The organism is Sphingobacterium corticibacterium (genome assembly GCF_004208525.1).
GTDB classification, from domain to species: domain Bacteria; phylum Bacteroidota; class Bacteroidia; order Sphingobacteriales; family Sphingobacteriaceae; genus Sphingobacterium; species Sphingobacterium corticibacterium.
This window is the reverse complement of record NZ_SGIT01000002.1, coordinates 812,055-835,043: the sequence shown is the minus strand read 5'-3', so window position 1 is coordinate 835,043 and position 22,989 is coordinate 812,055. Positions and strand designations below refer to the sequence as shown.

The 22,989-nt window shown below is 44.1% G+C and carries 15 protein-coding genes; 14 read left to right on the top strand and 1 reads right to left on the bottom strand.

Features of this window, described 5'->3' with window-relative positions; all coding sequences use genetic code 11:
• Positions 1-2: 2 nt before the first annotated feature.
• Genes EWE74_RS11995 through EWE74_RS11985 form a run of 3 tightly spaced genes read left to right on the top strand, consistent with a single transcriptional unit; the run spans position 3 to position 4,074 of the window.
• Complete coding sequence (locus EWE74_RS11995; protein ID WP_130141772.1) at positions 3-1,076, top strand: Gfo/Idh/MocA family protein; 1,074 nt, start codon at positions 3-5, stop codon at positions 1,074-1,076.
• An 8-nt stretch (positions 1,077-1,084) separates the two neighbouring features.
• Positions 1,085-2,665, top strand: a complete 1,581-nt coding sequence (locus EWE74_RS11990) for an SLC5 family protein (RefSeq protein ID WP_130141771.1) — start codon at positions 1,085-1,087, stop codon at positions 2,663-2,665.
• A 50-nt stretch (positions 2,666-2,715) separates the two neighbouring features.
• Complete coding sequence (locus EWE74_RS11985) at positions 2,716-4,074, top strand: glycoside hydrolase family 88/105 protein (RefSeq protein WP_130141770.1); 1,359 nt, start codon at positions 2,716-2,718, stop codon at positions 4,072-4,074.
• A gap of 9 nt (positions 4,075-4,083) precedes the next feature.
• On the opposite strand, the gene EWE74_RS11980 is transcribed toward EWE74_RS11985, so the two are convergent.
• The gene (locus EWE74_RS11980) at positions 4,084-4,875 is read right to left on the bottom strand and encodes an IclR family transcriptional regulator (RefSeq protein WP_130141769.1); all 792 of its coding nucleotides are present in this window, start codon (positions 4,873-4,875) and stop codon (positions 4,084-4,086) included.
• Between the two features lie 209 nt (positions 4,876-5,084).
• On the opposite strand from EWE74_RS11980, the gene EWE74_RS11975 reads away from it, so the two are divergent.
• From EWE74_RS11975 to EWE74_RS11925, 11 genes are all read left to right on the top strand, one after another.
• Positions 5,085-8,207 (top strand): SusC/RagA family TonB-linked outer membrane protein, encoded by a 3,123-nt coding sequence (locus EWE74_RS11975; RefSeq protein ID WP_130141768.1) that lies wholly within the window; start codon positions 5,085-5,087, stop codon positions 8,205-8,207.
• A 39-nt stretch (positions 8,208-8,246) separates the two neighbouring features.
• Positions 8,247-9,800, top strand: coding sequence for a RagB/SusD family nutrient uptake outer membrane protein (locus EWE74_RS11970; protein ID WP_130141767.1), 1,554 nt, complete (start codon positions 8,247-8,249; stop codon positions 9,798-9,800).
• A gap of 40 nt (positions 9,801-9,840) precedes the next feature.
• Complete coding sequence (locus tag EWE74_RS11965) at positions 9,841-11,013, top strand: ABC transporter substrate-binding protein (RefSeq protein ID WP_130141766.1); 1,173 nt, start codon at positions 9,841-9,843, stop codon at positions 11,011-11,013.
• On the top strand, positions 11,006-12,157 hold the full coding sequence (locus EWE74_RS11960) for a CaiB/BaiF CoA transferase family protein (RefSeq protein ID WP_130141765.1): 1,152 nt from the start codon (positions 11,006-11,008) through the stop codon (positions 12,155-12,157). Before EWE74_RS11965 ends, EWE74_RS11960 begins: the two co-directional genes overlap by 8 nt.
• A gap of 1 nt (position 12,158) precedes the next feature.
• A complete protein-coding gene (locus EWE74_RS11955) occupies positions 12,159-13,301 on the top strand; it encodes a CaiB/BaiF CoA transferase family protein (protein WP_130141764.1) in 1,143 nt (380 codons plus the stop codon).
• The gene (locus EWE74_RS11950; protein WP_130141763.1) at positions 13,294-14,517 is read left to right on the top strand and encodes an extracellular solute-binding protein; all 1,224 of its coding nucleotides are present in this window, start codon (positions 13,294-13,296) and stop codon (positions 14,515-14,517) included. The genes EWE74_RS11955 and EWE74_RS11950 overlap by 8 nt, the downstream gene beginning before the upstream one ends.
• The gene (locus tag EWE74_RS11945) at positions 14,514-15,596 is read left to right on the top strand and encodes a Gfo/Idh/MocA family protein (RefSeq protein WP_239018642.1); all 1,083 of its coding nucleotides are present in this window, start codon (positions 14,514-14,516) and stop codon (positions 15,594-15,596) included. Before EWE74_RS11950 ends, EWE74_RS11945 begins: the two co-directional genes overlap by 4 nt.
• Positions 15,597-15,619: 23 nt before the next feature.
• Complete coding sequence (locus EWE74_RS11940; protein ID WP_130141762.1) at positions 15,620-16,072, top strand: MaoC/PaaZ C-terminal domain-containing protein; 453 nt, start codon at positions 15,620-15,622, stop codon at positions 16,070-16,072.
• A 13-nt stretch (positions 16,073-16,085) separates the two neighbouring features.
• Entirely contained in the window at positions 16,086-17,378 is a 1,293-nt protein-coding gene (gene fucP, locus EWE74_RS11935) for an L-fucose:H+ symporter permease (protein WP_130141761.1), read from the top strand.
• Between the two features lie 189 nt (positions 17,379-17,567).
• Positions 17,568-19,727 (top strand): alpha-L-rhamnosidase-related protein, encoded by a 2,160-nt coding sequence (locus tag EWE74_RS11930; protein ID WP_130141760.1) that lies wholly within the window; start codon positions 17,568-17,570, stop codon positions 19,725-19,727.
• Positions 19,705-22,989, top strand: a complete 3,285-nt coding sequence (locus EWE74_RS11925) for a glycoside hydrolase family 2 TIM barrel-domain containing protein (protein ID WP_130141759.1) — start codon at positions 19,705-19,707, stop codon at positions 22,987-22,989. Before EWE74_RS11930 ends, EWE74_RS11925 begins: the two co-directional genes overlap by 23 nt.

Sequence of the window (22,989 nt, the reverse complement as noted above, 5' to 3'; positions counted from 1 at the left end):
AAATGGAGAAATTAAGATTAGGTATTTTGGGGCTTGGTGAAGGCAGAAGTACCATGTCAGGCGCTTTACAAAGCGAACATATTGAATTAGTGCAAATTTGTGATCTGAATGAAGAATTAGGGCGTAAGCGTATGAAAGAATTCGATTTCCAGGCATATACGCAACGTTACGAAGATCTTTTGGAGAATCCCTCTATTGAAGCTATTGCTATTTACACACCAGATCACCTGCATGCCACACATATCAAGCAGGCCTTGGAGCATGATAAACATGTGATATGTACAAAACCTTTTATCGATAATCTGGCAGACGCCAACGAATTGTTAAGCTTGGCCGAGCGAACCGGAAAGCGTGTTTTCGTGGGACAGAGTTCACGCTTTTTCGAACCCATGAAAAAACAGCGAGTAGATTTTGAGGAAGGATTGATAGGAGACTTGATTACGATTGAAGGATACTACCATGCCGATCATCGTTGGTTCTTAGAAAAGCCTTGGTCTCTACAGTCCTCATTTAAATGGTTGTACGGTGGATTGAGTCATCCTGTTGATTTTATCCGTTGGTACCTGCCTAATATCGAAGAAGTGATGGGATATGGGATGCTTAGCGCAAACGGTCGTAAAGGCGGCCTGCAAAATGCCGATACGATGCATTTTATATTGAAAGCAGAAGATGGTCGGGTGGCGCGTGTGAGTGGTGCCTATACCGGACCCGTGCAACCCGTTACGCGTGATAGTGAGATGAGCTGTATTCTCCGAGGCACAGAAGGATGTAGCCAGGCAGATTATATGGATTTGCGCTATGCGATCACCGATCGTACGGGCGAGGAAAGAATGCTGACCTGGGAGCATAAACTAAAACATTATTTTCGTTTTGAAGGTAAAAGTCATCACGCGGGCGAGTATCAGAATTATTTGGAGCACTTTGCGAAAGCCATTCGGGAAAATACACCAGCATTCCCCGATATGAAAGAGGGAATCGGAACCATTGCATTATTGCAGGCAATGGATGAGTCGCTAGCGACCGGCAAACCTGTCCGTCCACATGATTTATTGACAAAATATAGTGTTAACTTGTAATAAGAAACATGAACAACCTGTTAGACAAATTGACGATATACGATTATGCTATCGTAGTCGTATACCTCATAGCCTTAATTGTCATAGGTCTTGTTTCTTCCCGAAAGAAAGCCGAAGGAGCTGAGCATTTCCTCGCTGGAAAATCACTGAGTTGGTATAGTATTGGTTTTAATATGTGGGCAACGAATGTCGGTCCCTCCATGCTGTTGGCTTTTGCGACCGTTGGTTATACTACCGGTATTGTTGCTGTGAATTTTGATTGGTATGCGTTTGTATACCTCTTTTTGCTAGCTGTCGTTTTTGCCCCTCGCTATCTGTCTTCTGGGGTGCGTACACTTCCCGAATTTATGGGGAAGCGATATGGGTCGGACACGCAAACGATTTTAGCGTGGTACTCGCTGGTTAAGATGATGATCTCTTGGTTATCTTTAGGGCTGTTTGCAGGAGGTTTTCTGGTACGACAAATATTGGGTATTCCTATGTGGCAATCGGTTATTGTACTTGTCGCCTTGGCGGGCCTGTTTGCTTATACCGGAGGATTGCGGACGGTGGCGAAGATTAACATTTTCCAGATGATTCTCTTGATAGCTGTTTCCGCATTGCTGACATTTTTGGGGCTGTCAAAGATAGGTGGAATCCAGACGTTGCTGGATAGCACCCCGGATGGATATTGGTCCTTGATTAAACCGGCTGATGATCCGGATTATCCTTGGTATGCCATCGCGCTGGGCTATCCGGTCGCAGCCATTGCATTTTTCTGTACAGATCAGGCAATGGTACAGTCTGTTTTAGGCGCAAAAAACTTAGAACAGGGACAACTGGGCGTAAATTTTATCGCATGGTTAAAGATCCTTTCTTTACCGCTTTTTATCCTAACAGGTATTATTTGCTATATCCTGTTCCCGGGACTGGATGATCCATCGCTGGCCTACATGACGATGGTTACTAACCTCTTCCCGACAGGCTTAAATGGGTTAGTTATTGTCGTATTAATTGCGGTACTAGTGGGTACGATCGGCTCATCACTCAATTCGCTCAGTACGGTTTACACCATGGATATCTATCTGAAGCATATCAATCCCCAAGCAGACAGCCGCAAAGTAACACAGATTGGACGTTATACAATTATTGTAGGTTGTTTGATTTCCGTGTTGGTGGCTATTGCTATTGATCAGATAAAAGGTTTAAACCTCTTTGATGTATTTCAGTCAATTTTAGGCTTTATAGCGCCACCGCTTGCCGTTATCTTTTTGATGGCTGTCTTGTGGAAACGTACGAATAAGGCAGCGGTTAATACACTGTTAACTTTCGGTGCAGTATTGAGTCTTGGAACAGGCGTATGTTATTTATGGGTTTTCCCAAAAGATGTGTATGCTTTTTGGCCGCACTACCTCATGCTTTCTTTTTATTTGTTTTTAGCCTTGTTGATATTGGGCATAATCCTATCCTTGGTCGTGCCTAAATCTGCCTATGAAAAAGAAAATGAAATGGCGTTTCGTTTTCAGATAGAGAAGCCCACCAAACGTGTAAGATGGGCTTGGGGAGCCTTGTTTGTTGTTATGCTGCTGTTGTATGTCACCTTTAGGTGATGTCTGGCTAATTATTGTATTTTAGTGAGAGATTTGATAAGAGAAATAAAATGAAGAAATATTTAATATTGACTGTATTGCCCTTTCTATTGATGGCTTGTACAGAACAACGGGATAACGATACCGTAATATGGTCACAAAAGATGGTTGAATCGCATGGCCTGGGCGATTTTTATTGCAATAGGCATTATCAATCAAAGCTGGATTCTACAGGTTGGGACTACGTGTCCGGACTCGTAGCCGGGGCTGTGTTGGAAACATGGAAGCAGTATCCGGAGAAAGAAGAATATTACCAATCCGTAAAAGCTTTTGCTGATTTGAACTTGAATGAAGATGGGAGTATGATTCTCAACAGCAAAGGAGGATCGGCGCTACGTCCTAGCAATATTGATGACCTTCCGGCTGGGCGTATCTATTTTACACTATACGAGGAAGAATTGCGAAAAGGAAATACCAAAGACGCACAACGATATCGAAATGCGGTGGACTTGATCCGAAATACATTGAAATACAATCATTCCCGGATTGCAGAGAACTTGCCAGGTGCAGGAGGATTCTTTCATAAAGCCATATATCCTAATCAGATGTGGCTGGATGGTCTATACATGGGCTCGCCAATCTATGCGCAATGGGAAACTACGTTTGGCGTAACGGACACCGCAATTTATAAGGAGAGCTGGGATGATATTACGCGGCAATTTACCACCATTCATCAGAAAACTTACAATGCGGATAAGCAGCTGAACTACCACGCTTGGTCTGCAACTCCGGCTGATTCCAACTCTTTTTGGGCGAATCAGCAAGCTCCCTATTTAGGCTGTAGTCAGGAGTTTTGGGCGCGCGGTATGGGCTGGTATTTTGCAGCGCTTGTGGATGTGCTCGAGTTTATGCCTAAGGATCATTCCTCTTATGCAGAGATGGTAGAGATAACGAATCAAGTAGCTGCAGGATTAAAACGGTGGCAGGACAGTGCATCGGGACTTTGGTATCAACTGTTGCAGTATGATGCCAGCACGACCGCCGATGGTCAAGGAGATCGTATGGGAGTAGAGGTCTATAATATAGGAGACGCTGCAAATTATCTCGAGTCTTCGGCCTCTTGTATTTTTACGTACGCCTACCTCAAAGGAATCCGATTGGGGATTTTGGACAAGGAATCCTACCATTCTGTCGCAGAGAAAGCCTATCAGGGAATTCTGAAAGAATTTTTGAGCGAGAATCCAGAAGGAGGCCGAGTTGATATTGTGAAGGGTTGTGCCTCGGCAGGACTGGGTCCCGCCAAAGATCCCTCCCGAACTGGAACAATCAATTATTACCTTGCCGGGAAGGATGTTACGGTCGTTGAAAATGAAGGAAAGGCAATCGGAACCTTTATCTTAGCTTCTCTAGAATACGAGCAACTGAAATAAACGACGTCATTATACCTTTGGAAGGGAGGCTAAACCTAGATTCCCTTCAATTTCTTTTTTGCAGGCGAGTAATTTTTGGATAATTTCTTCGTGTAAAGGCTCGTTTTGATCTTCTAGTGTGAGTAGCTTAGAGACCGTAAGGCAGGCCGTAATGCCAGAAGAGGTGTGGCCTATGGGTACGGAAAAGTCAATAATACCTTGCGCATACGAACTGGGCATTTCGGTGTAGCCCTGTTTCTTGATATGTGCAAGTTCTTTTTGAAAATCTCTTTTTTGCCCTTTGGATAATTTTTGATAGCCGGGATCCTGAAGCAATACCTGTTCTCTACTATTGTCTTCCAAAAAGCTAAGCAAAGTCTTGCCCGATGCGGTGGTCAAAATATTGTATAAATTGCCTTCCTCAATCATCACGGCGATTGGGCGAGGACTTTTACTATAAGCCACTACCAGCACCTTGTCATTGAATAATACCGATAGATGGCAGGGTTGCGCTATGACAGAAGAAGTCTGTCTCATCGGTTGCAAGGCTGCGGAACGTAGCTTTTCTACTAAGGAATGCCGATGAGATAAATAGTAGAGTTTGAGCGTGAGAGAATATTTCAAAGAAATAGGATCCCGCTGTATATATCCCCTAGTTTCTAAAGAAGCAAGCATACGATAAATCTCATTCGGACTCTTCTCTAGGCCAATTGCAATTTCCGATTGTGATTGGGCCGAGGGCTGTAGTGCAAGGTATTCGATGATGGCTAACCCTTTCTCAAGAGCTGGCGCTTTGTACTTATCGACATTGTTTGATGACATGATCTGTTGTATGATTATCGGATAATGTTAAAGATATAAAAAAATACCTATTTCCTAAGCGCAGAAAATGAACATCGGTGAAGGAAAATTACACACTGTATTTTTATATTCAAATATTGTATTTATATTTGAATGTTATAAATCATGTTTTCGAATGCGTTTAACATCTCGAAAGCAAGGGAAGTGAAAATTATAAACAACTTTTAATTATGGTAACATCAACAAGAAGATGGCTTTTGTATGCAACATGTGCTACGGCATGGAGCGTTGCTATCCCTGTGCTTAGTATGGCTAACGTCTCCATACAGCAAACACAAGATTTTATTAATGTAAGTGGACAGGTACTGTCTTCTCAGGGTGAAGTGGTGGCAGGAGCAACCATTCATTATGGAGGGACAGAAGCGTCTACAGATCAAAACGGCCGTTTTTCAATTCGCTTGACGGCTGCCGGCAATGTAGTTTTTTCGTCAATTGGATATGACTCTAAAACAATACGGGTTACAGAAGATACCGTATTAAATGTCGTATTGGAAACGGATGATGCTATTCTGGATGAAGTCGTGGTGGTTGGTTATGGCGTGCAGCGCCGTTCGAATGTTTCGGGATCGTTGGCTACGGTTGACGGAAAAATACTTAACGAGCGACCAGTACCCAACGCAGCAAATATGTTGCAGGGCAGGATTCCGGGTTTACAGGTGACACAGCCTTCGGGTGAACCAGGGCGCGATAATCCTAATTTATTGATCCGTGGTCGAGGGAGTTTTGGAGGAAGTACGGCACCATTGGTTTTAATCGATGGAGTAGCGGGATCGATAAATACATTGTCACCGGATGATATTGAAAATGTAACCGTCTTAAAAGATGCTTCTTCAGCAGCAATATATGGTTCCAGAGCTGCAAACGGCGTTATTTTGGTAACTACGAAAGGTGGAAAAAAAGGTGCCACACAAGTAAGTTACCGTGTGAATGTGGCTCGACATACGCCTACGGCACTGCCGGACTTTATTACCAATTCGGCAGAATATATGGAAATGTATAATCAAGCTGCAGAACGTTCAGGAATAGAGTTTAATTTTGAACCAGAATGGATCAACGCTTATCGCAATGCAACCGACCGGGAGCAGTATCCCAATTTTGATGCGGTAGACTATTACATCAATCCGGCAACCACGCACAACCATAACCTGTCCATCAGTGGTGGTGGAGAGAAAAATACTTTTAATTTGTCGCTAGGATATCTCGACCAGAAAGCAATGATTAAGGGGTATGATTTTAAACGCTATAATGCTTTGTTGAATTATACGAATGAACTTTCAGAGTACGTTAAAGTAGGGACAATTGTAAATGCGACTTATCGGGACAGACAAGAACCGCCTTTTACAGGGGAGAACATGGCTTTAGCCATATATGCATCAGGGCCGCTTTATGGTCCATTCCTCCCAGATGGCAGTGGAAGAATTGTGTCGAGGGCATACCAACAGGAAGGAAGAAACCGTAACCCACAAGAGTATTATGCGATGGGCAATCAGTTTACGAAAGATTATAATGTCAATGCGCAAGCTTTTATTGATGTAACGCCGTTTAAAGATTTGGTGTGGACGACAAAATTTGCCGTGAATTATGAGGATCAGTTTTACAAAATGCATCAAGTACCCTATGATGCTTATTTATTGCAAGAACGCGATCCGCAAACAGGGGATTACCTGCGTTCAACTTTTGGTCCGGATATTCTTGGTGTAACCGATCAATATACGAAATCATTGACCCCAACCATTTATTCAGTTTTAAATTACAATACCACATTTGGGAGTGACCATAATTTCTCCGCTTTAGCCGGTTACGAACAGATTTCTTATCGGATCCAGAGCCTGCGAGGACGGAGGACTTCGGGCGTTTATCCCGAGCTAGATGATTTAACCGGCTATCTGCCTTCTGGGGAGACCTTATATTTTAATCATCCGCGCTTGCCCGGTGTGATTACACCTTCTGAATGGGCTTTGCAATCTGTTTTTGGACGCGTAGGTTATAATTATAAAGAAAAGTATTTTATAGAATCGAACTTGCGCTATGACGGAACATCCAAAGTATCTCCGGAATATCGTTGGGGTGTCTTCCCTTCGTTCTCAGGAGCGTGGGTAGCTTCCCGCGAAGACTTTGTACAAGAGGCGTTACCTTGGATGTCGCAGTTGAAGCTGCGGGCTTCCTATGGTGTTTTGGGAAATCAAGATATTGGTACCTATTTGTATCAAAACAATCTCGATATTCGGGATATCTATTATTCGTTTGACAATGAAGAGCTTACGTCTGGAGCTGTCGTGAATGTATTTCGTGACCAAAGTTTGCGATGGGAGTCAACAAGCATCTTTAACCTAGGATTTGATTTTACGTTGAAAAACCGGCTATTGGAAGTGAATTTTGATTGGTTTAACAAGACCGCTTACAATATATTAGCCGAACAACCCGTTCCGGCAAGTCTAGGGCTAGGACGGCCTACAACTAATGATGGAAAGATGCGTAATAAAGGTGTCGAGCTTGCACTAGCACACTATAACCGTATTGGAGAGGTTTCCTATAGCGTCAATGGTATGATATCCACAGCACGCAACGAACTATTACATATCCGGGTGCCAAATTATGGAACAAGAATTCGTGAAGTTGGTCAGCCGTACGACGCGCATTACTTATATGTATGGGATGGTATTTTTCAGGAAGAGGATGTTCTTTCTGGCGCCAATGTGCCAGCTCATGAATTGAACCCAAATCCGCAAGCCGGAGATCTAAAAATGAAAGATATTAATGGTGACGGCGTAGTCGATGCCAATGATCGTGTCGTCGTGGATGGCGCTTATCCGAACTATATGTATTCTTTTGGATTAAATGTAGGGTATAAAAACTTTAATTTAAGTGCATTTTTCCAAGGCGTTGATGGATTAAAAAACAGAGTGGAAAACTGGGGGATTGATCCGTTTATGCAAGGAACACCGCCAACGACAGAATGGCGGAATGCGTGGACAGCGGAGAATAGAAGCAATGAGGTTCCGGGTATATACGTTGCGGGATACCCCGGTGTTGCGGCTTATAAGGGATCTACCTATTATTTACGTGATGCATCTTACCTGCGGTTAAAGAATGTGATGCTCTCTTATGACGTGCCGTCGAATTGGTTACAGTCGGCAAAATTAAAAGGTGCGCAGATCTATGTCTCGGCAGATAATGTCTTTACCATTACTGATTACAAAGGAGCGGATCCGGAACGGTCATCAACTTCAGGGAATTTTGCCCAATATCCGCAGGCTAGAATTTTTAATATAGGGGCTAATATTCGGTTTTAACCCCACAAAATAGAAGTATTCACTCAGAAGAATTTAACCATGAAAGGTTTAAACATATTAACATTAGCAACTATCACTTCCTTTATATTATTCGCAGGAAGCTGTAATAAAGATTTTTTGGATAAGAACCCACCCAATAGTGTGTCGGGGGAGATTTTCTGGAATAGCCAAAAGGATGTGGAAACAGCGCTTGCTGGCGTATATTATCGTCTACAGGAGAATTTTCTAGGGTATGAAAGAGTATATCTCGATGCCCTGACGGACAACGCATTTGCAGATCCAGGAAATAATACGCAAACGAATTTAGGACAGATGACCATCGGTGGGCTGTCTCCAGGGTTGGGAGGGGCACTCGTAAATTTATACTCGACTCCTTATAGATTAATCTCCAGTGCCAATTATTTTCTGGATAACGTAGATAGGGCAGAACTGGATGAACAAGCGGTAAATGTATATAAGGCGGAAGTCCGATTCTTACGCGCATTGGCGTATTTTGACCTCGTGCAGTCTTTTGGGGGTGTAGTAGTTTATCGGAATTTTCTGTCGAAATTGGAAGACGCTCGTATCGCCAAGTCATCAGAGGAAGAGGTATATGCCTTTATCCATGAAGATTTAGATTTTGCTATCGAACATTTACCGACGGGTCTTTACCACGGACATGCTGTCAAAGGAAGTGCGCAAGGTATCAAGGCACGTGTTTACATGATGCAGCAAAATTGGCCGGGGGCACGTCAGCTCCTAGAAGAAATTATTGTTGATAATACATTTTCATTGGCAGACAACTATGAAGATTTGTTCACAACAGATGGGCAAGCGAAAGCCTCGGTAAGCCGAGAGATCATGTTTGCGACACAATATTTGGCTCCGAATAGTGTACACCGCCTTCGTCCTGGAGCGGGTGGACTAGACATCGAATTGGGTTGGTTTGCTTTGATGCAACCCTACAAGAACTTAGTGGATGATTACGAAATGAAAGATGGTAAGCGTCCGGAGGAATCCGCACACTATGATGCTGAAAATCCGTATCAAAATAGAGATCCAAGACTTTATGCTACCGTGAAGTTACCGGGCGATGTATGGCGGAATCCGATTACTGGAGAAACGGGTGAGATTTACAATACGTATACGGGATTTCATACAAAAAAATGGGTAGATTTGCGTCGTCTACCGTTCGTGAATGAAACGGCCCGTCAATCGGACCAAGATTATATCCACCTTCGCTATGCGGATGTTTTGCTTATGTATGCAGAGGTCGTCAATGAATTAGACGGTCCCGTAGATGCAGTGTATAATCAACTCAATTTAGTCCGGGGGAGAACGAGCGTTGGCTTGCCCAATGTAAATCGGTCGGTATATGATACGAAAGACAAGATCCGGGAGTATATTCGCCATGAGCGACGTATAGAGTTTGCTTTGGAAGGACATCGCTACAACGATTTAAAACGTTGGAAAATAGCACATACTTTATTGCCGACGTTGAAAAATCCGTCAGGAGTATCTTATGTATTCAGAGAGCATAACTATAGGTTGCCATTTAGTATTACTGAACTGGACAACAACCCACAACTAGAACAAAATGACGGATATAAATAAGCTTTTTGTTCTAATAGAAGAAAAACAATAATTTTAATACATGAAGAAAGAGAAAATCCAACTGAAGGGGATTACATGGGGGCATACAAGAGGATTTGTGCCGATGGTTGCGACAGCGCAACGTTATGAAGAATTACACCCGGAAATCGAAATCGTTTGGACGAAGCGTACATTGCAGGAGTTTGCAGACAAATCGGTTACAGATCTAGCAAAGGAATACGATTTGTTAGTGATTGATCATCCATGGACAGGGCACGCAGCAGCGCAAAAAATGGTCATTCCTTTTGATGATTTTCTGCCGGCAGCGTTTTTAGCTGATCAGGAAGAAAACAGCGTGGGGCAATCGTATGCCAGTTACAATTTTGAAGGAAAGCAGTGGGCATTACCTATTGACGCAGCAACGCCTGTGGCAGCGAGCCGTCCTGATCTTTTAAAAGAACTTGGCGCGGAGCTTCCGCGTACCTTCGAAGATCTCCTAGCCTTAGCGAAAAAAGGGCGTGTTGGATTTTCTCTTTTGCCTATCGATGTATTAATGAGTTTTTATATGTTCTGTTGTTCATGGGGGGAAGCTCCATGTCAGAACGATGAAGAGGTTGTAAGTGAAGAAACAGGTGTAGCCGTTCTGAAACTTTTCAAGTCATTGACAGATCATATCGATACGCGTTTTTATGAAAAAAATCCCTTTAAGGTATTTGAAGATATGACGCAACAAGATGAAATTGCCTATTGTCCGTTTGCGTATGGCTACTCCAATTATTCGCGTGCGGGATATGCGAGGAAGTTATTGCATTTCCATGATTTGGTTGCTTTGAGAGCAGGGGACGAGCCGATGATCAGTACATTGGGAGGAGCGGGTTTAGCCGTTTCGTCTCAGGGTAAACACATTGATGTTGCGGTGGACTATGCCCGTTTTGTGGCCTCGCCGGAAATACAGGAAACGCTATATGTAGAAAATGGTGGGCAACCCGGGCATTTGCGGGCTTGGGAGAATACGCAGGTAAATGTAGCCACAGCGGATTATTTTAAGAATACATTGCCGACATTGCAGCGGGCATATCTCCGTCCGCGATACGACGGGCATCTATATTTCCAAGACCATGCTGGAGATGTCGTCGTGAATTATTTGAAAAATGGCGGAGATGAACATGCCGTGTTGAGCGAACTGAATCATATGTATCGGAATTCATTAATGTGGGAAAGTAACCATGCATAATAAACCTTTAGACGGCCTATTGGTACTGGAGTTCTCCCAATTTATGGCAGGACCTACTGCAGGATTGCGATTAGCGGATCTGGGGGCTCGTGTGGTGAAAATTGAACGCCCTGTAAAGGGAGAGGGTGGACGCCAAATTGCGATTAAAAACATTTTTGTCGATGAGAGCAGCTTAGTCTTCCACACGATAAATCGGAACAAGGAGTCCTACGCCGCGGATTTAAAAGACCAACAGGATCTAGCAGACATTAAAGCGTTGATACAGAAAGCGGATGTCATCACCCATAATTTTCGTCCCGGTGTGATGGAAAAAATCGGCTTGGATTACGAAAGTGTCAAGGCCCTAAACCCAAAGATTATATATGCCACCGTGACCGGTTATGGAAACGAAGGCCCTTGGGCGAAAAAGCCCGGACAGGATCTATTGGTGCAATCCATATCTGGACTTTCTTGGTTGTCTGGAAGCGAAGGAGATGGGCCGGTACCTTTCGGCTTGGCGGTAATCGATATGTATTGTGCTACCCACCTTACACAAGGTATATTAGCTGCTCTATTGAAACGCTCTCGTACCGAGGAAGGCGTATTGGTAGAAGTTAGTTTGCTCGAATCGGCATTGGATATGCAGTTTGAAGTTTTAACAACCTACTTTAATGATGGCGGAAAGTTACCGCAAAGATCTGCGGTTCGCGGTGGTGGCCATGCGTATTTAAGTGCGCCATATGGATTGTACCAGACGGCGAACGGCTATCTGGCACTCGCTATGGGTGATTTACGGAAGATAGCAGTTGTTATCGGGCTGCCGGAAGAACGCTATCGGGATCAGTCGACATGGTTCTCTCAGCGGGATACCATCATGCGGGAACTGGGACAGGTATTCCGCGAAAAAACGACACAGGAATGGGTAACCTTATTGGAGACAGCAGGTATCTGGTGTGGATCGGTGCATGATTATCAGCGCTTTCTACAGGAAGAGAACTTCCTACAAACAGGGATGTTACAAGAAATCGCATTGCACGATGGAACTGCACTGCGGACGACCCGGAGTGTGTATGGTATTGACGGGAATTATTTGTACGCCGACAAGCCTGCACCGAAAGTAGGAGAGGATAATGAAAAGATTGTGGAAGATTATTTAATACGCTAATATGTTACCCCTAGCAGGTTTTACAGTACTAGATTTTAGTCAATTTTTATCCGGGCCATTGACAAGTCTTCGTTTGGCAGATTTGGGTGCGCGGGTTATTAAAATAGAAAAGCCCGGCACGGGCGATATATGTCGGCAACTATACACCTCCGAGACAGTGTTGAATGGAACATCTACTGTTTTTCACGCGATTAACCGGAATAAGGAAAGTATCGTGCTAGATATAAAAAGTGAGGCGGATTGTTGCGTTATCCGGGACTTGATTGCTAAAGCAGATGTGGTGATGCATAATTTTCGTCCTGGTGTCATGGAGCGTTTGGGTTTTGATTATGCGCGCGTTCGAGAAATAAATCCTTCCGTTATTTACGGAGAGATTTCCGGATACGGAAAAGAAGGCACATGGGCTGCTAAGCCCGGGCAAGATTTATTGTTGCAGTCGCTCACCGGCATGACCTGGCTTAGTGGTGATGCTACAAACGGACCTGTTCCCATGGGCTTATCTATTGTAGATATGTTTGCAGGCGGCAACTTATGCAGTGCTATTTTGGCTTGTTTATACCGCCGAGCGATACAAAAAGTCGGCGCACACGTGCATGTTAGTATGCTCGATTCGGCGGTAGATATACAGTTTGAAACGGTTACGACCTATTTTCGGGATGGTCAATTATTGCCGCAACGGAGTGAAGTGAGTAATGCACACGCCTATCTGGCAGCTCCGTATGGCGTATATCGCACAGCGGACGGCTTCCTCGCTTTGGCGATGGGGTCTATTCCGCAATTGAGACAATTATTGGATTGTCCGGAATTAGAAAACTTTGCCGATGGCGAACAAGCATTTAAAGAACGGGATGCTATTAAGAAGATTTTAATGCAGCACTTAGTAACCAAGTCAACCGCTTATTGGCTTGGTATTTTGGAGGCTGCGGATATCTGGTGTGCAGATGTGTTAGATTGGGATCGACTGACAGCACATGATGGTTTTAAAATAATAGATATGGTGCAGCGGGTAACGATGGGAGATGGATTTACCTACGAAACAACCCGCTGTCCGATTCGAATAGATGGAGAACTATTGATTTCCTCGAAAGGTTCTCCGAAATTAGGGGAGCATACCACTAAAATATTGGAGGAATTATATGGATAAATTACGTTTCGCGGTTCGGAAATTCGACCCTTTTGAAAGAACCTTGGAAAAATGTTGGTCCACCTATCAAAATTTGTACCCTTCGGACGTACAAATGGAATTCGTACCCTTGGATCTAGAACAATTAACGGATGCTTTTTTCGAACAGAAAGGTCTTTATAACGGTGATTGGGATATCGTACATATCAATACGGATTGGGTAACACGAGCGTATGAAACGGACGGTTTGTTCGTGTTGAATGACTTGGTTCAAACAGCTCCACCAGAAGATTATGCTAACGCTTGGTCGGATAGCTTAACGGGTTTGCAAAACTTTAAAGGAAGTATATATGGGCTTCCTTTCCACGACGGACCGGAGTGCCTCGTGCTGCGGAAGGACTTATTCGAAAATACAGAAGAACAGCGGCGTTTTCAAGAGCGTTACGGCAAGGCACTGGAGATACCCAAAACTTGGGATGATTTTTTAAGCGTAGCAGATTTCTTTACCAGACCGGAAGAAAATCTCTACGGGACGGTCTTCGCAGGATATCCGGATGGACACAACGCCGTGTTTGACTTTTGCATACAGCTGTGGTCTCGCGGTGCGGAACTTTCTGTTGGCGATAAACCTATTCAGTTGGATCAACCGGCAGCGATAGAGGCCTTGGATTTCTATAGAGCGTTATTTCAACAGCAAACTTGTTTACATCCACAATCGGCAACCTATGAATCCGTGCAGGCGGGGCAGGCCTTTGCGCGTGGAGAGGTGGCGATGATGGTCAATTGGTTCGGGTTTGCATCATGGGCACAAATAGATGATGCCTCTGCTGTGAAAGGAAAAGTAGATGTGGCACCTATTCCGGCGGCTAAAACAGGCGTGTCCCCGTCGCTAAATGTCTATTGGCTGTATGCTATCCCAGCAGGTAGCCGGCATAAACAAATAGCTTACGATTTTATCCGCTTTGCCGTGAGCAAAGCGAACGATAAACTTTTGACATTGGAGGGAGGAGTTGGCTGTCGTTATTCAACCTGGTATGATGGGGAAATAAATGAAGCCATTCCTTTTTATAATAAACTTGCACAACTGCACGAAACCGCTCGTACGTTGCCGAGATTGGCAAACTGGCCACAGATTGCACATATTATGGACGACACGGTCACGGCCGCTATTCAAAGCGAAGAAAGCAGTTTGTCCTTGTTGACAGAAGCACAACAAAAGATAAATACATGGATATGATACCTATTAACTATCAAACAGTATTGCCGAAATCTTCGTTGCCCATTGTTATTATTGGTGCAGGTGGTATTGTAAAAGATGCCCATCTACCCGCTTATCGTAAGGCCGGTTTTGAGGTGCATGGCATTGTGAACCGAACGAAAGCGAAGGCAGAAGCTTTGGCGCAGGAGTTTGGTATTCCACATGTCTACGATTCGGTAGCCGATGCGGTAGCACAAGCACCGGAAAATGCGGTGTACGACATTACGATTATGCCCAATAAATTTATCGAAACCTTGGAGGCCTTGCCTGATGGAGCAGCCGTTTTGATTCAAAAACCCATGGGCGATTATTACCCCGAAAGCGAAGCTATTTTGGAGGTTTGCCAACGGAAAAGTTTAGTGGCGGCGATCAATTGCCAACTTCGCCAGGCGCCATTCGTTAACGCCGCACGTTGGCTCATTGAACAGGGGTATATCGGTGAGGTTTATGATATGGAGGTACGTGTAAACTTACATACACCTTGGCAACTTTTTCCGCATGTGATGGTACATCCACGTCTAGAAATTCTGTATCATAGTGTGCATTATATTGATTTGATCCGTTCGTTTTTGGGAAATCCGAACTCGGTATATGCAAAGACGTTGAAGCACCCAGCGAAAGACCTATCGTCGAGTCGAACAACACTTTTATTTGATTATGGCGATACATTACACGCCGTTGTCAATACCAATCACGATCATGATTTCGGACCAAAGCATCAAGAAAGCTACATCAAATGGGAAGGGACGAAAGGGGCCATAAAAGCCACAATGGGCGTATTAATGGACTATCCGCATGGTATTCCCGATGTGTTTGAATATTGTATTAAGCCAACGGACGGAAGTGCACCACAATGGGTGAAGTATCCGATCGAAGGCACTTGGTTTCCGGATGCATTCATCGGAAGCATGGGAAGTTTAATGCGCTATAAACTTGGTGAAATTGCCATATTGCCTGCAGCTGTGGAGGATGTTATCCATACCATGGCCGTCGTGGAAGCCGCCTATAAGAGCAACGAAGGCGGAGGGCAACCAATCGATTACAGAGAACAAGAGTAAGAACAAAGAATAATAAACGTAACATGCATTTTGAATCTATTTTTTTTGAAGATTATATATTAAACGATAAGCGGACGACATTAGGTCGGACCATTACCGAAACCGATTTTGTGGTCCACGCAGGGCACACGGGTGACTTTTTTCCGCATCATATGGATGCCGAATGGTGTAAAACACAACCTTTTGGACAACGGATCGCGCACGGCACCATGATATTTGCAATAGGCATAGGACTCACGGCTTCCGTGATCAACCCTGAAGCGTTTTCTAAAGGTTACGATCGTCTTCGGTTTGTGAAACCCGTATTTATTGGCGATACGATCCATGCGGAGGTGACAATTTCCGAAAAGTCAGACGCGAAAAAACCAGAATTTGGAACTGTCGTGGAGCATGTGGAAATTATAAACCAACGTGGAGAAGTTGTTCTAGTAGCAGACCATATCCTGCTTGCTAAGCGAAAAGAAACCACAACTTAACGTATTACACCTTATGGAACTCGGTACAAAAGAAAATGTAAAATTGACGGATGGGGGATCTAAAAATTATCTGCTTCCTTTTATACTGATTGTCAGTTTGTTTTTTTTATGGGGGATGGCGCACAATTTAAATGGCGTTTTGATTCCGCATTTGAAAAAAGCCTGTCAGTTGGACAATAGTCAATCGGCTTTAGTAGACACTTCTATTTTCCTTGCCTATTTTATCATGGCGCTTCCCGCAGGTTATCTCCTTCGCAGATGGGGATATAAGTTATCCATTATTATGGGATTGATCGCTTTTGCAATAGGGGCATTCCTATTCATACCCGCGGCCGACTACCGCATGTATGAGCTGTTTCTACTGGCTTTGTTTATTATTGGTTGCGGTTTGGCGGTGTTGGAAACAGCAGCGAATCCGTATGCTGCCATTTTGGGTAAGCCGGAAGCGGCTACACATCGCCTTAATTTCGCGGCATCGTTCAATGGTCTGGCTGCGCTGGTGGCACCGATTATAGGAACAATGTTTATTTTATCCGGTAAAAGCTATTCCGAAGCGGAACTGAATGCCATGGCGGAGGTCGAACGGACGGCGTATCTGATGGAAGAAGCATCGTCCGTCAAAGCTCCTTATTTAGTGCTGGGCCTAATCTTGCTGCTTGTGGCCGTCGTATTCATGTTTGTAAAGCTACCGGAGATAAAGGAAAGTAGCAACGACGAGGAAACGGGTAGTAAACGTGGATTTTTTGCTGTGCTTCGCCATAAACATCTAGCGTTCGCCGTTATAGCTCAGTTTTTTTATGTCGGTGCGCAGGTTTGTGTTACGAGTTTCTTTATTCGTATGGCACAGCAAGGTGCCGGTGTCGATGAGAAAACAGCGGGCTACTATTTGGGCATATATGGATTGCTTTTTATGGCGGGAAGATTTGTAGGAACATTCCTGTTGCGTTATACCACTGCAAATCGTTTACTGGCATTGTATGCTATGGTTTGTGCACTACTTGCAGCAATAGCTGTATTGGGATCCGGTATGGTCGTATTATATGCGTTAGGTGGTTTAGGTTTTTTTATGTCGATTATGTTTCCGACCATCTTCTCGTTGGGCATTAGCGGCTTGGGCGATGAGACAAAGCAAGCTTCTTCCTGGTTGATCATGGCCATCGTTGGGGGAGCAATCTTTCCGTATATGACCGGTGGCATTATCGACATTTCGCATGACAATACGCAGATGGGGTATATCGTACCGTTTGTGTGCTATGTGGTTATTCTCTGGTTTGCCTTAAAAGGATATAAGCTCAGAACAGTTTAGCCTCTTTGGCAACATATCATAATACCTGGAGAAAATATTATAAGGTCTTGGTTTACTTTTACGGTATGTTTGTAATTGGTGCAAATTATGCCAAAAGGTAACGACATTGTATATAGCTGATAACAACATACAATGCTATTCCTTATACAATATTAGCATAATATGTTTTCAACCATTATAAAAAATAGGATGAAGAAATTACTTTTAATTGTAAGTTGTTTAATTGCGGCAACTACATCATTTGCGCAACAAGCGAGCACGTGGATTTGGTATCCGGGGGATTTTGAGGTTTGGCTCAGTAATGATATGCAAAACCGAAGAACGGAGCGAGGCACATTCTTTCCGCCTTTTTGGAAAATGGACAGCCATTACGTATTGGTGGAGTTTAACAAAGCGTTCGATTTGCCGGAAGCGGATGAAATTGCAATCCATGCAGAGGGTAAATACAATGTAAAAGTGAATGGTAAAATGCTGCCCGGCATGCCTTCCAAGGTAAAGCTGGAAAAAGGAAAACAACAGATTAATATAAAAGTATATAACCAAGCGCATGTGCCGGCACTATATGTTACCGGCAAGTATGTGCAGACCGATAAAGAGTGGCTGGCCACGTTTGAAGATAAAGAGTGGATTGATGAAACGGGAAAAGCTTCGGATGCATCCGGCACGACTTATGTTAAAGTAGGTTATTGGAATATGGACGATCCAAACGAAAAGCCATCCCAATTTAAACTACCTACCCGTCCAGAACGCGCTGTAAGTAAAACCCCACATGATAAAGGTTTCTTAGTAGATTTTGGGAAGAATACCTTTGGCTTCTTAACGCTGCATAAGTTACAGGGAGAAGGTGGTTTGAATATTTATTACGGCGAGTCTAAAGAAGAAGCCTTGGCGACTGAAACCTGTGAAACATTGGATTTGCTGGATGTGTCTACACCTTCGGCACAGGACAGTACGCTGGAACTTTCGAAGGCGTTTCGCTATGTCTACATCGAACCTAAGGGCAACGTGCAATTCGATGAAGTTTCTATGCAGTATGAGTACCTGCCGGTGGAAGATCGGGGCATGTTCCGGAGTTCGGATGAAGAGTTGAATAAAATCTGGGATGTGGCAAAATATACAATGGAACTCACGTCCCGGGAGTTTTATATTGACGGTATCAAACGCGACCGTTGGATATGGAGTGGCGACGCCTACCAGTCGTATGCGATGAACTATTACCTGGGTTTTGATTCCGAAACGGTGAAACGTACCATTTTAGCCCTACGTGGCAAAGAACCCACCATCACGCATATCAACACCATTATGGACTATACGTTCTATTGGTTTTTGAGTATATACGATTACTATCGTTATACCGGCGATAAAGAATTTATCGAATCCGTCTATCCTCGGATGCAAACGTTGATGGAATTTTGCTTGAACAGACGAAACAAGGATGGTTTGATGGAAGGCTTATCCGGAGATTGGGTATTTATTGATTGGGCAGAAGGACTGAGCAAAAAAGGAGAAGTTAGTTTTGAGCAATTACTCCTGTGCCGTAGTCTGGAAACCATGGCCTTGTGTGCCGATTTACTGCAAATCCCAGAAGACCAAGATTTTTATGCGAAAGAAGCGAAAGCGTTAAAAGACAAGTTTTTTCACTTTTATTGGAACGATCATAAAACGGCGTTTGTGCATAGCCGTATTGACGGAAAACAAACCGATGAAGTGACGCGCTACACCAACATGTTTGCCATCTTTTTCGATTACCTGTCCGCAGAACAACAGCAAGGTGTTAAAAAGAACGTCTTGTTGAACGATAATGTCAAAAAGATTATGACGCCCTATATGCGTTACTACGAGCTGGAAGCACTTTGTGCATTAGGGGAGAAAGATTATGTGATGGATCAGATAAAAAGCTACTGGGGCGGTATGCTCCAATTGGGTGCCACGACGTTTTGGGAAGAATATAATCCTGAAAAAGAAGGCGCTGAACACTACACGATGTATGGTAGAGAATTTGGTAAAAGTCTTTGTCATTCCTGGGGTGCCAGCCCGATTTATTTACTTGGTAAATACTATTTAGGCGTGGAGCCTACTTCGGCAGGTTATGAAACGTATACGATAGCTCCTTATTTAGCTTCGCAGGAATGGATGGAAGGAAAAGTGCCGACACCCGCAGGCGAAATTGAACTTCATGTCTCAAAAAGCAAGATCAAGGTGAAATCCCCCATTGGAAAGGGAACATTGAAAATTAACAGTACATCTTTGCCGCGTACAAATCATGGGCAAGTGAAGAAGGTATCTGAAAATACGTATACACTAGAATTGGAAAAAGGAATCGATTATGAGGTGGAATATAAAGGGTAGTGCTTTAGGTCTATTACTTCTAGCTTCTTCGGTGGTGCAGGGACAGACGGTAGATGGCAAACCGGCCGTAATTCCACAGATACCAGAAGGAAAAATTGCTTCTGCCTGGGAAGACCCTACGATAACGGCGATTAACAGAGAGCCAGCACGTGCTACGGCTTATTCCTATGCTTCGGTAGCGGAAGCGTTGAAAAACGATCGCGAAGCAAACAAACGCCTTTTATTTCTAAATGGCGAATGGAATTTTAAATTTGCGATGAAGCCGTCGGATGCACCGAAGGATTTTCATCTTTCGGAGGTAAGCGGTTGGGATAAGATTTCGGTGCCGTCAAATTGGGAGATGAAGGGATATGATATTCCGATTTACCGTTCGGCAGTATATCCTTTTCTACCGATCGATCCGCCACGTATACCGACCGATTACAATGCGGTTGGTTCCTATCAGCGGACCTTTGATTTGCCGACAGACTGGGATGGCATGAATGTCACGCTACATTTTGGTGCTGTTTCTTCCGCTTATCATCTATGGATAAACGACCGATATGTGGGTTATGCAGAGGATTCCCATTTGCCATCCGAGTTTAACGCTACGCCGTATTTACAAGCCGGAAAGAACCGTATCTCCGTACAGGTTATTCGTTGGAGCGATGCATCTTATTTAGAGGACCAGGACCATTGGCGTATGAGCGGTATACACCGTGACGTCTTTTTAATGGCAGAACCTACTGTACGGATTGCAGACTTTCATTGGCAGGCGACATTAGATTCGGCTTATCAGGATGTCAAGTTTTCTTTGCGACCTAAGATTGATAACTTTTCGGGAGATAGCATAAACGGATTTACCGTGAAGGCACAGCTTTATGATGAGGCCAATAACCCGCTTTTGCCACAAGAACTACAACGAGGTGCAGGAGAAATTTTTGACGAGATATATCCTCGTTTGGACAATGTAAAGTTTGGTCTGCTCGAAACGCATATTTCCAACCCGAAAAAATGGTCTGCCGAAAACCCTAACCTGTATCGACTGGTGGTTACGCTCTATGATCAGCAAGGGCGATTGTTGGAGGCTAAGACTGCCCAGGTAGGTTTCCGAAGTATAGAAATTTCCAAAGAAACGGGTGCCTTTTTAATTAACGGTAAACCGACGAAGCTCTACGGTGTCAACCGGCATGACCATCATCCCGAACGTGGGAAAGCGTTAACACGGGAAGATATGGAAGCCGATATCAGGCAGATCAAACAGTTTAATTTTAACGCGATACGCACCTCACATTATCCGAACGATCCTTATATATACGAACTTTGTGACCGTTATGGTATCATGGTGATGGACGAGGCGAACCTCGAAACACATGGGCTGGGCGGAAAGCTGATGAACGATCCGGCTTGGTTAGCTGCACATATGGAGCGCGTCATCCGTATGGTAGAACGCGATAAAAACCACCCCTCGGTGGTCATCTGGTCACTAGGGAACGAATCGGGTCGTGGACCAACCACCGCAGCCATGGCGGCATGGATACATGATTTTGACATCACACGTCCCGTACATTACGAACCCGCAATGGGAAGCCACCAGCTGCCAGGTTATATAGATCCTTCTGATCCAAGGTATCCTAAATCCAATGCGCATGCGTATCGCTTGCAAAATATACAAGATCAATATTACGTCGATATCGTATCGCGCTTCTATCCAGGTATTTTTACGCCGCAATTATTGCTCGAACAGGATAACGGAGATAACCGCCCGATTCTTTTTGTAGAGTATTCTCATTCGATGGGAAATTCTACCGGGAACATGAAGGATTTTTGGGATATTTTCCGCTCGCATCCACGTTTAATCGGTGGCTTCATCTGGGATTATAAAGATCAAGCGCTTGTACGGCAGGATTCGGTATATGGAACGGTCTTGGCTTATGGAGGAGACTTTGGTGAGAAAATCCATAATGGAGCCTTTAGTTTAAATGGTATTGTAGATGCCTGGAACCGACCAAAGGCTGCCATGTATGATAATAAAAGGATCTACCAGCCAGCCGAAATTACGTTAGTGGATTCGAAAACAGCCCGTATTAAGATAAAGAACAGAGCCATCGAACATAATCTGGATTATTACCAACCGGTTATGATGGTCCGGGAGAACGGCGAGGTGATCAGAGAAGCCGTGTTGCAGCGCATCGATCTGGCTGCTGGTGATTCGACCGAAATCGATCTACTTTCTCAGATACCCGTTAAGCCTAAAAATGGAAAAGAATACCAACTCGATATACAGTTTCGCCTGAAATCGACAGAACTATGGGCGCCAGAAGGCTTTGTCGTATCCGCATCGCAGGTGCGTTGGCAGGAAATGGAAAGCGTATGGAAACCGTTAAAGGCTACCGGCAAATCGTTGAAGGTTTTAGAAAATGATATGGAATATCGTATTGCAGGAGCAGGGTTCGAGACGGTTTTTGATAAGTCGACCGGAGCCTTACAGCAGTTTGTGTATCAAGGACAAGAAGTTATCAAGGGTGCTGTATTACCAAACTTTGTACGGCCGGCAACGGAGAACGACCGTAGAGGATGGAAGCCGGATCGTAAATTGAAATATTGGTACGGCGAGGCTACATGGAGAGAAACGAAAATGACGGAAGAAGCTGATGGTGTACATATACAGTCGGGCTACGCTTTACCAGGCGATTCAGCCCAAGTAACGGTTCGTTATATCGTGAAGCCACAAGGCGTTGTATCCATCAGTTATGATTTGCAGGTGAAGGATGGATTGCCCAATATTCCAAAAATCGGCTTGCAGATGGGGGTTAATCCTAGTTTCGATCAACTACAGTATTACGGTCTCGGAGCCATGGAAAATTATCCGGATCGGGCTTATGGATTTGATTTAGGCGTCTATGCCATGGACATGGACACGTTTATGGAACCCTATTTAGTGCCGCAGGAAAATGGTAACCGGATGGATGTACGCTGGTTCCTTCTTCAGGATAAAAAGAAAGCGGGCCTTCTGGTCGTCGGCGACCAACCCCTTTATATGAGTGCATGGCCGTTCTCCCAAAAAGCCATGGAAGAAAGTAAGCACTGGTTTAAACTCAAAAAAGAGGATAAAATAACGCTGAATGTCGATTTATTACAAATGGGTATAGGCGGAAATGACAGCTGGACAGACGTTTCGGCTCCGCTGGAAAAATATCAGGTTCCTGCCAAAAATTATCATTATTCGTTTCATCTAATTCCCATGGACGCTAAATCGACCGTAAAACAGTATATACAGTAA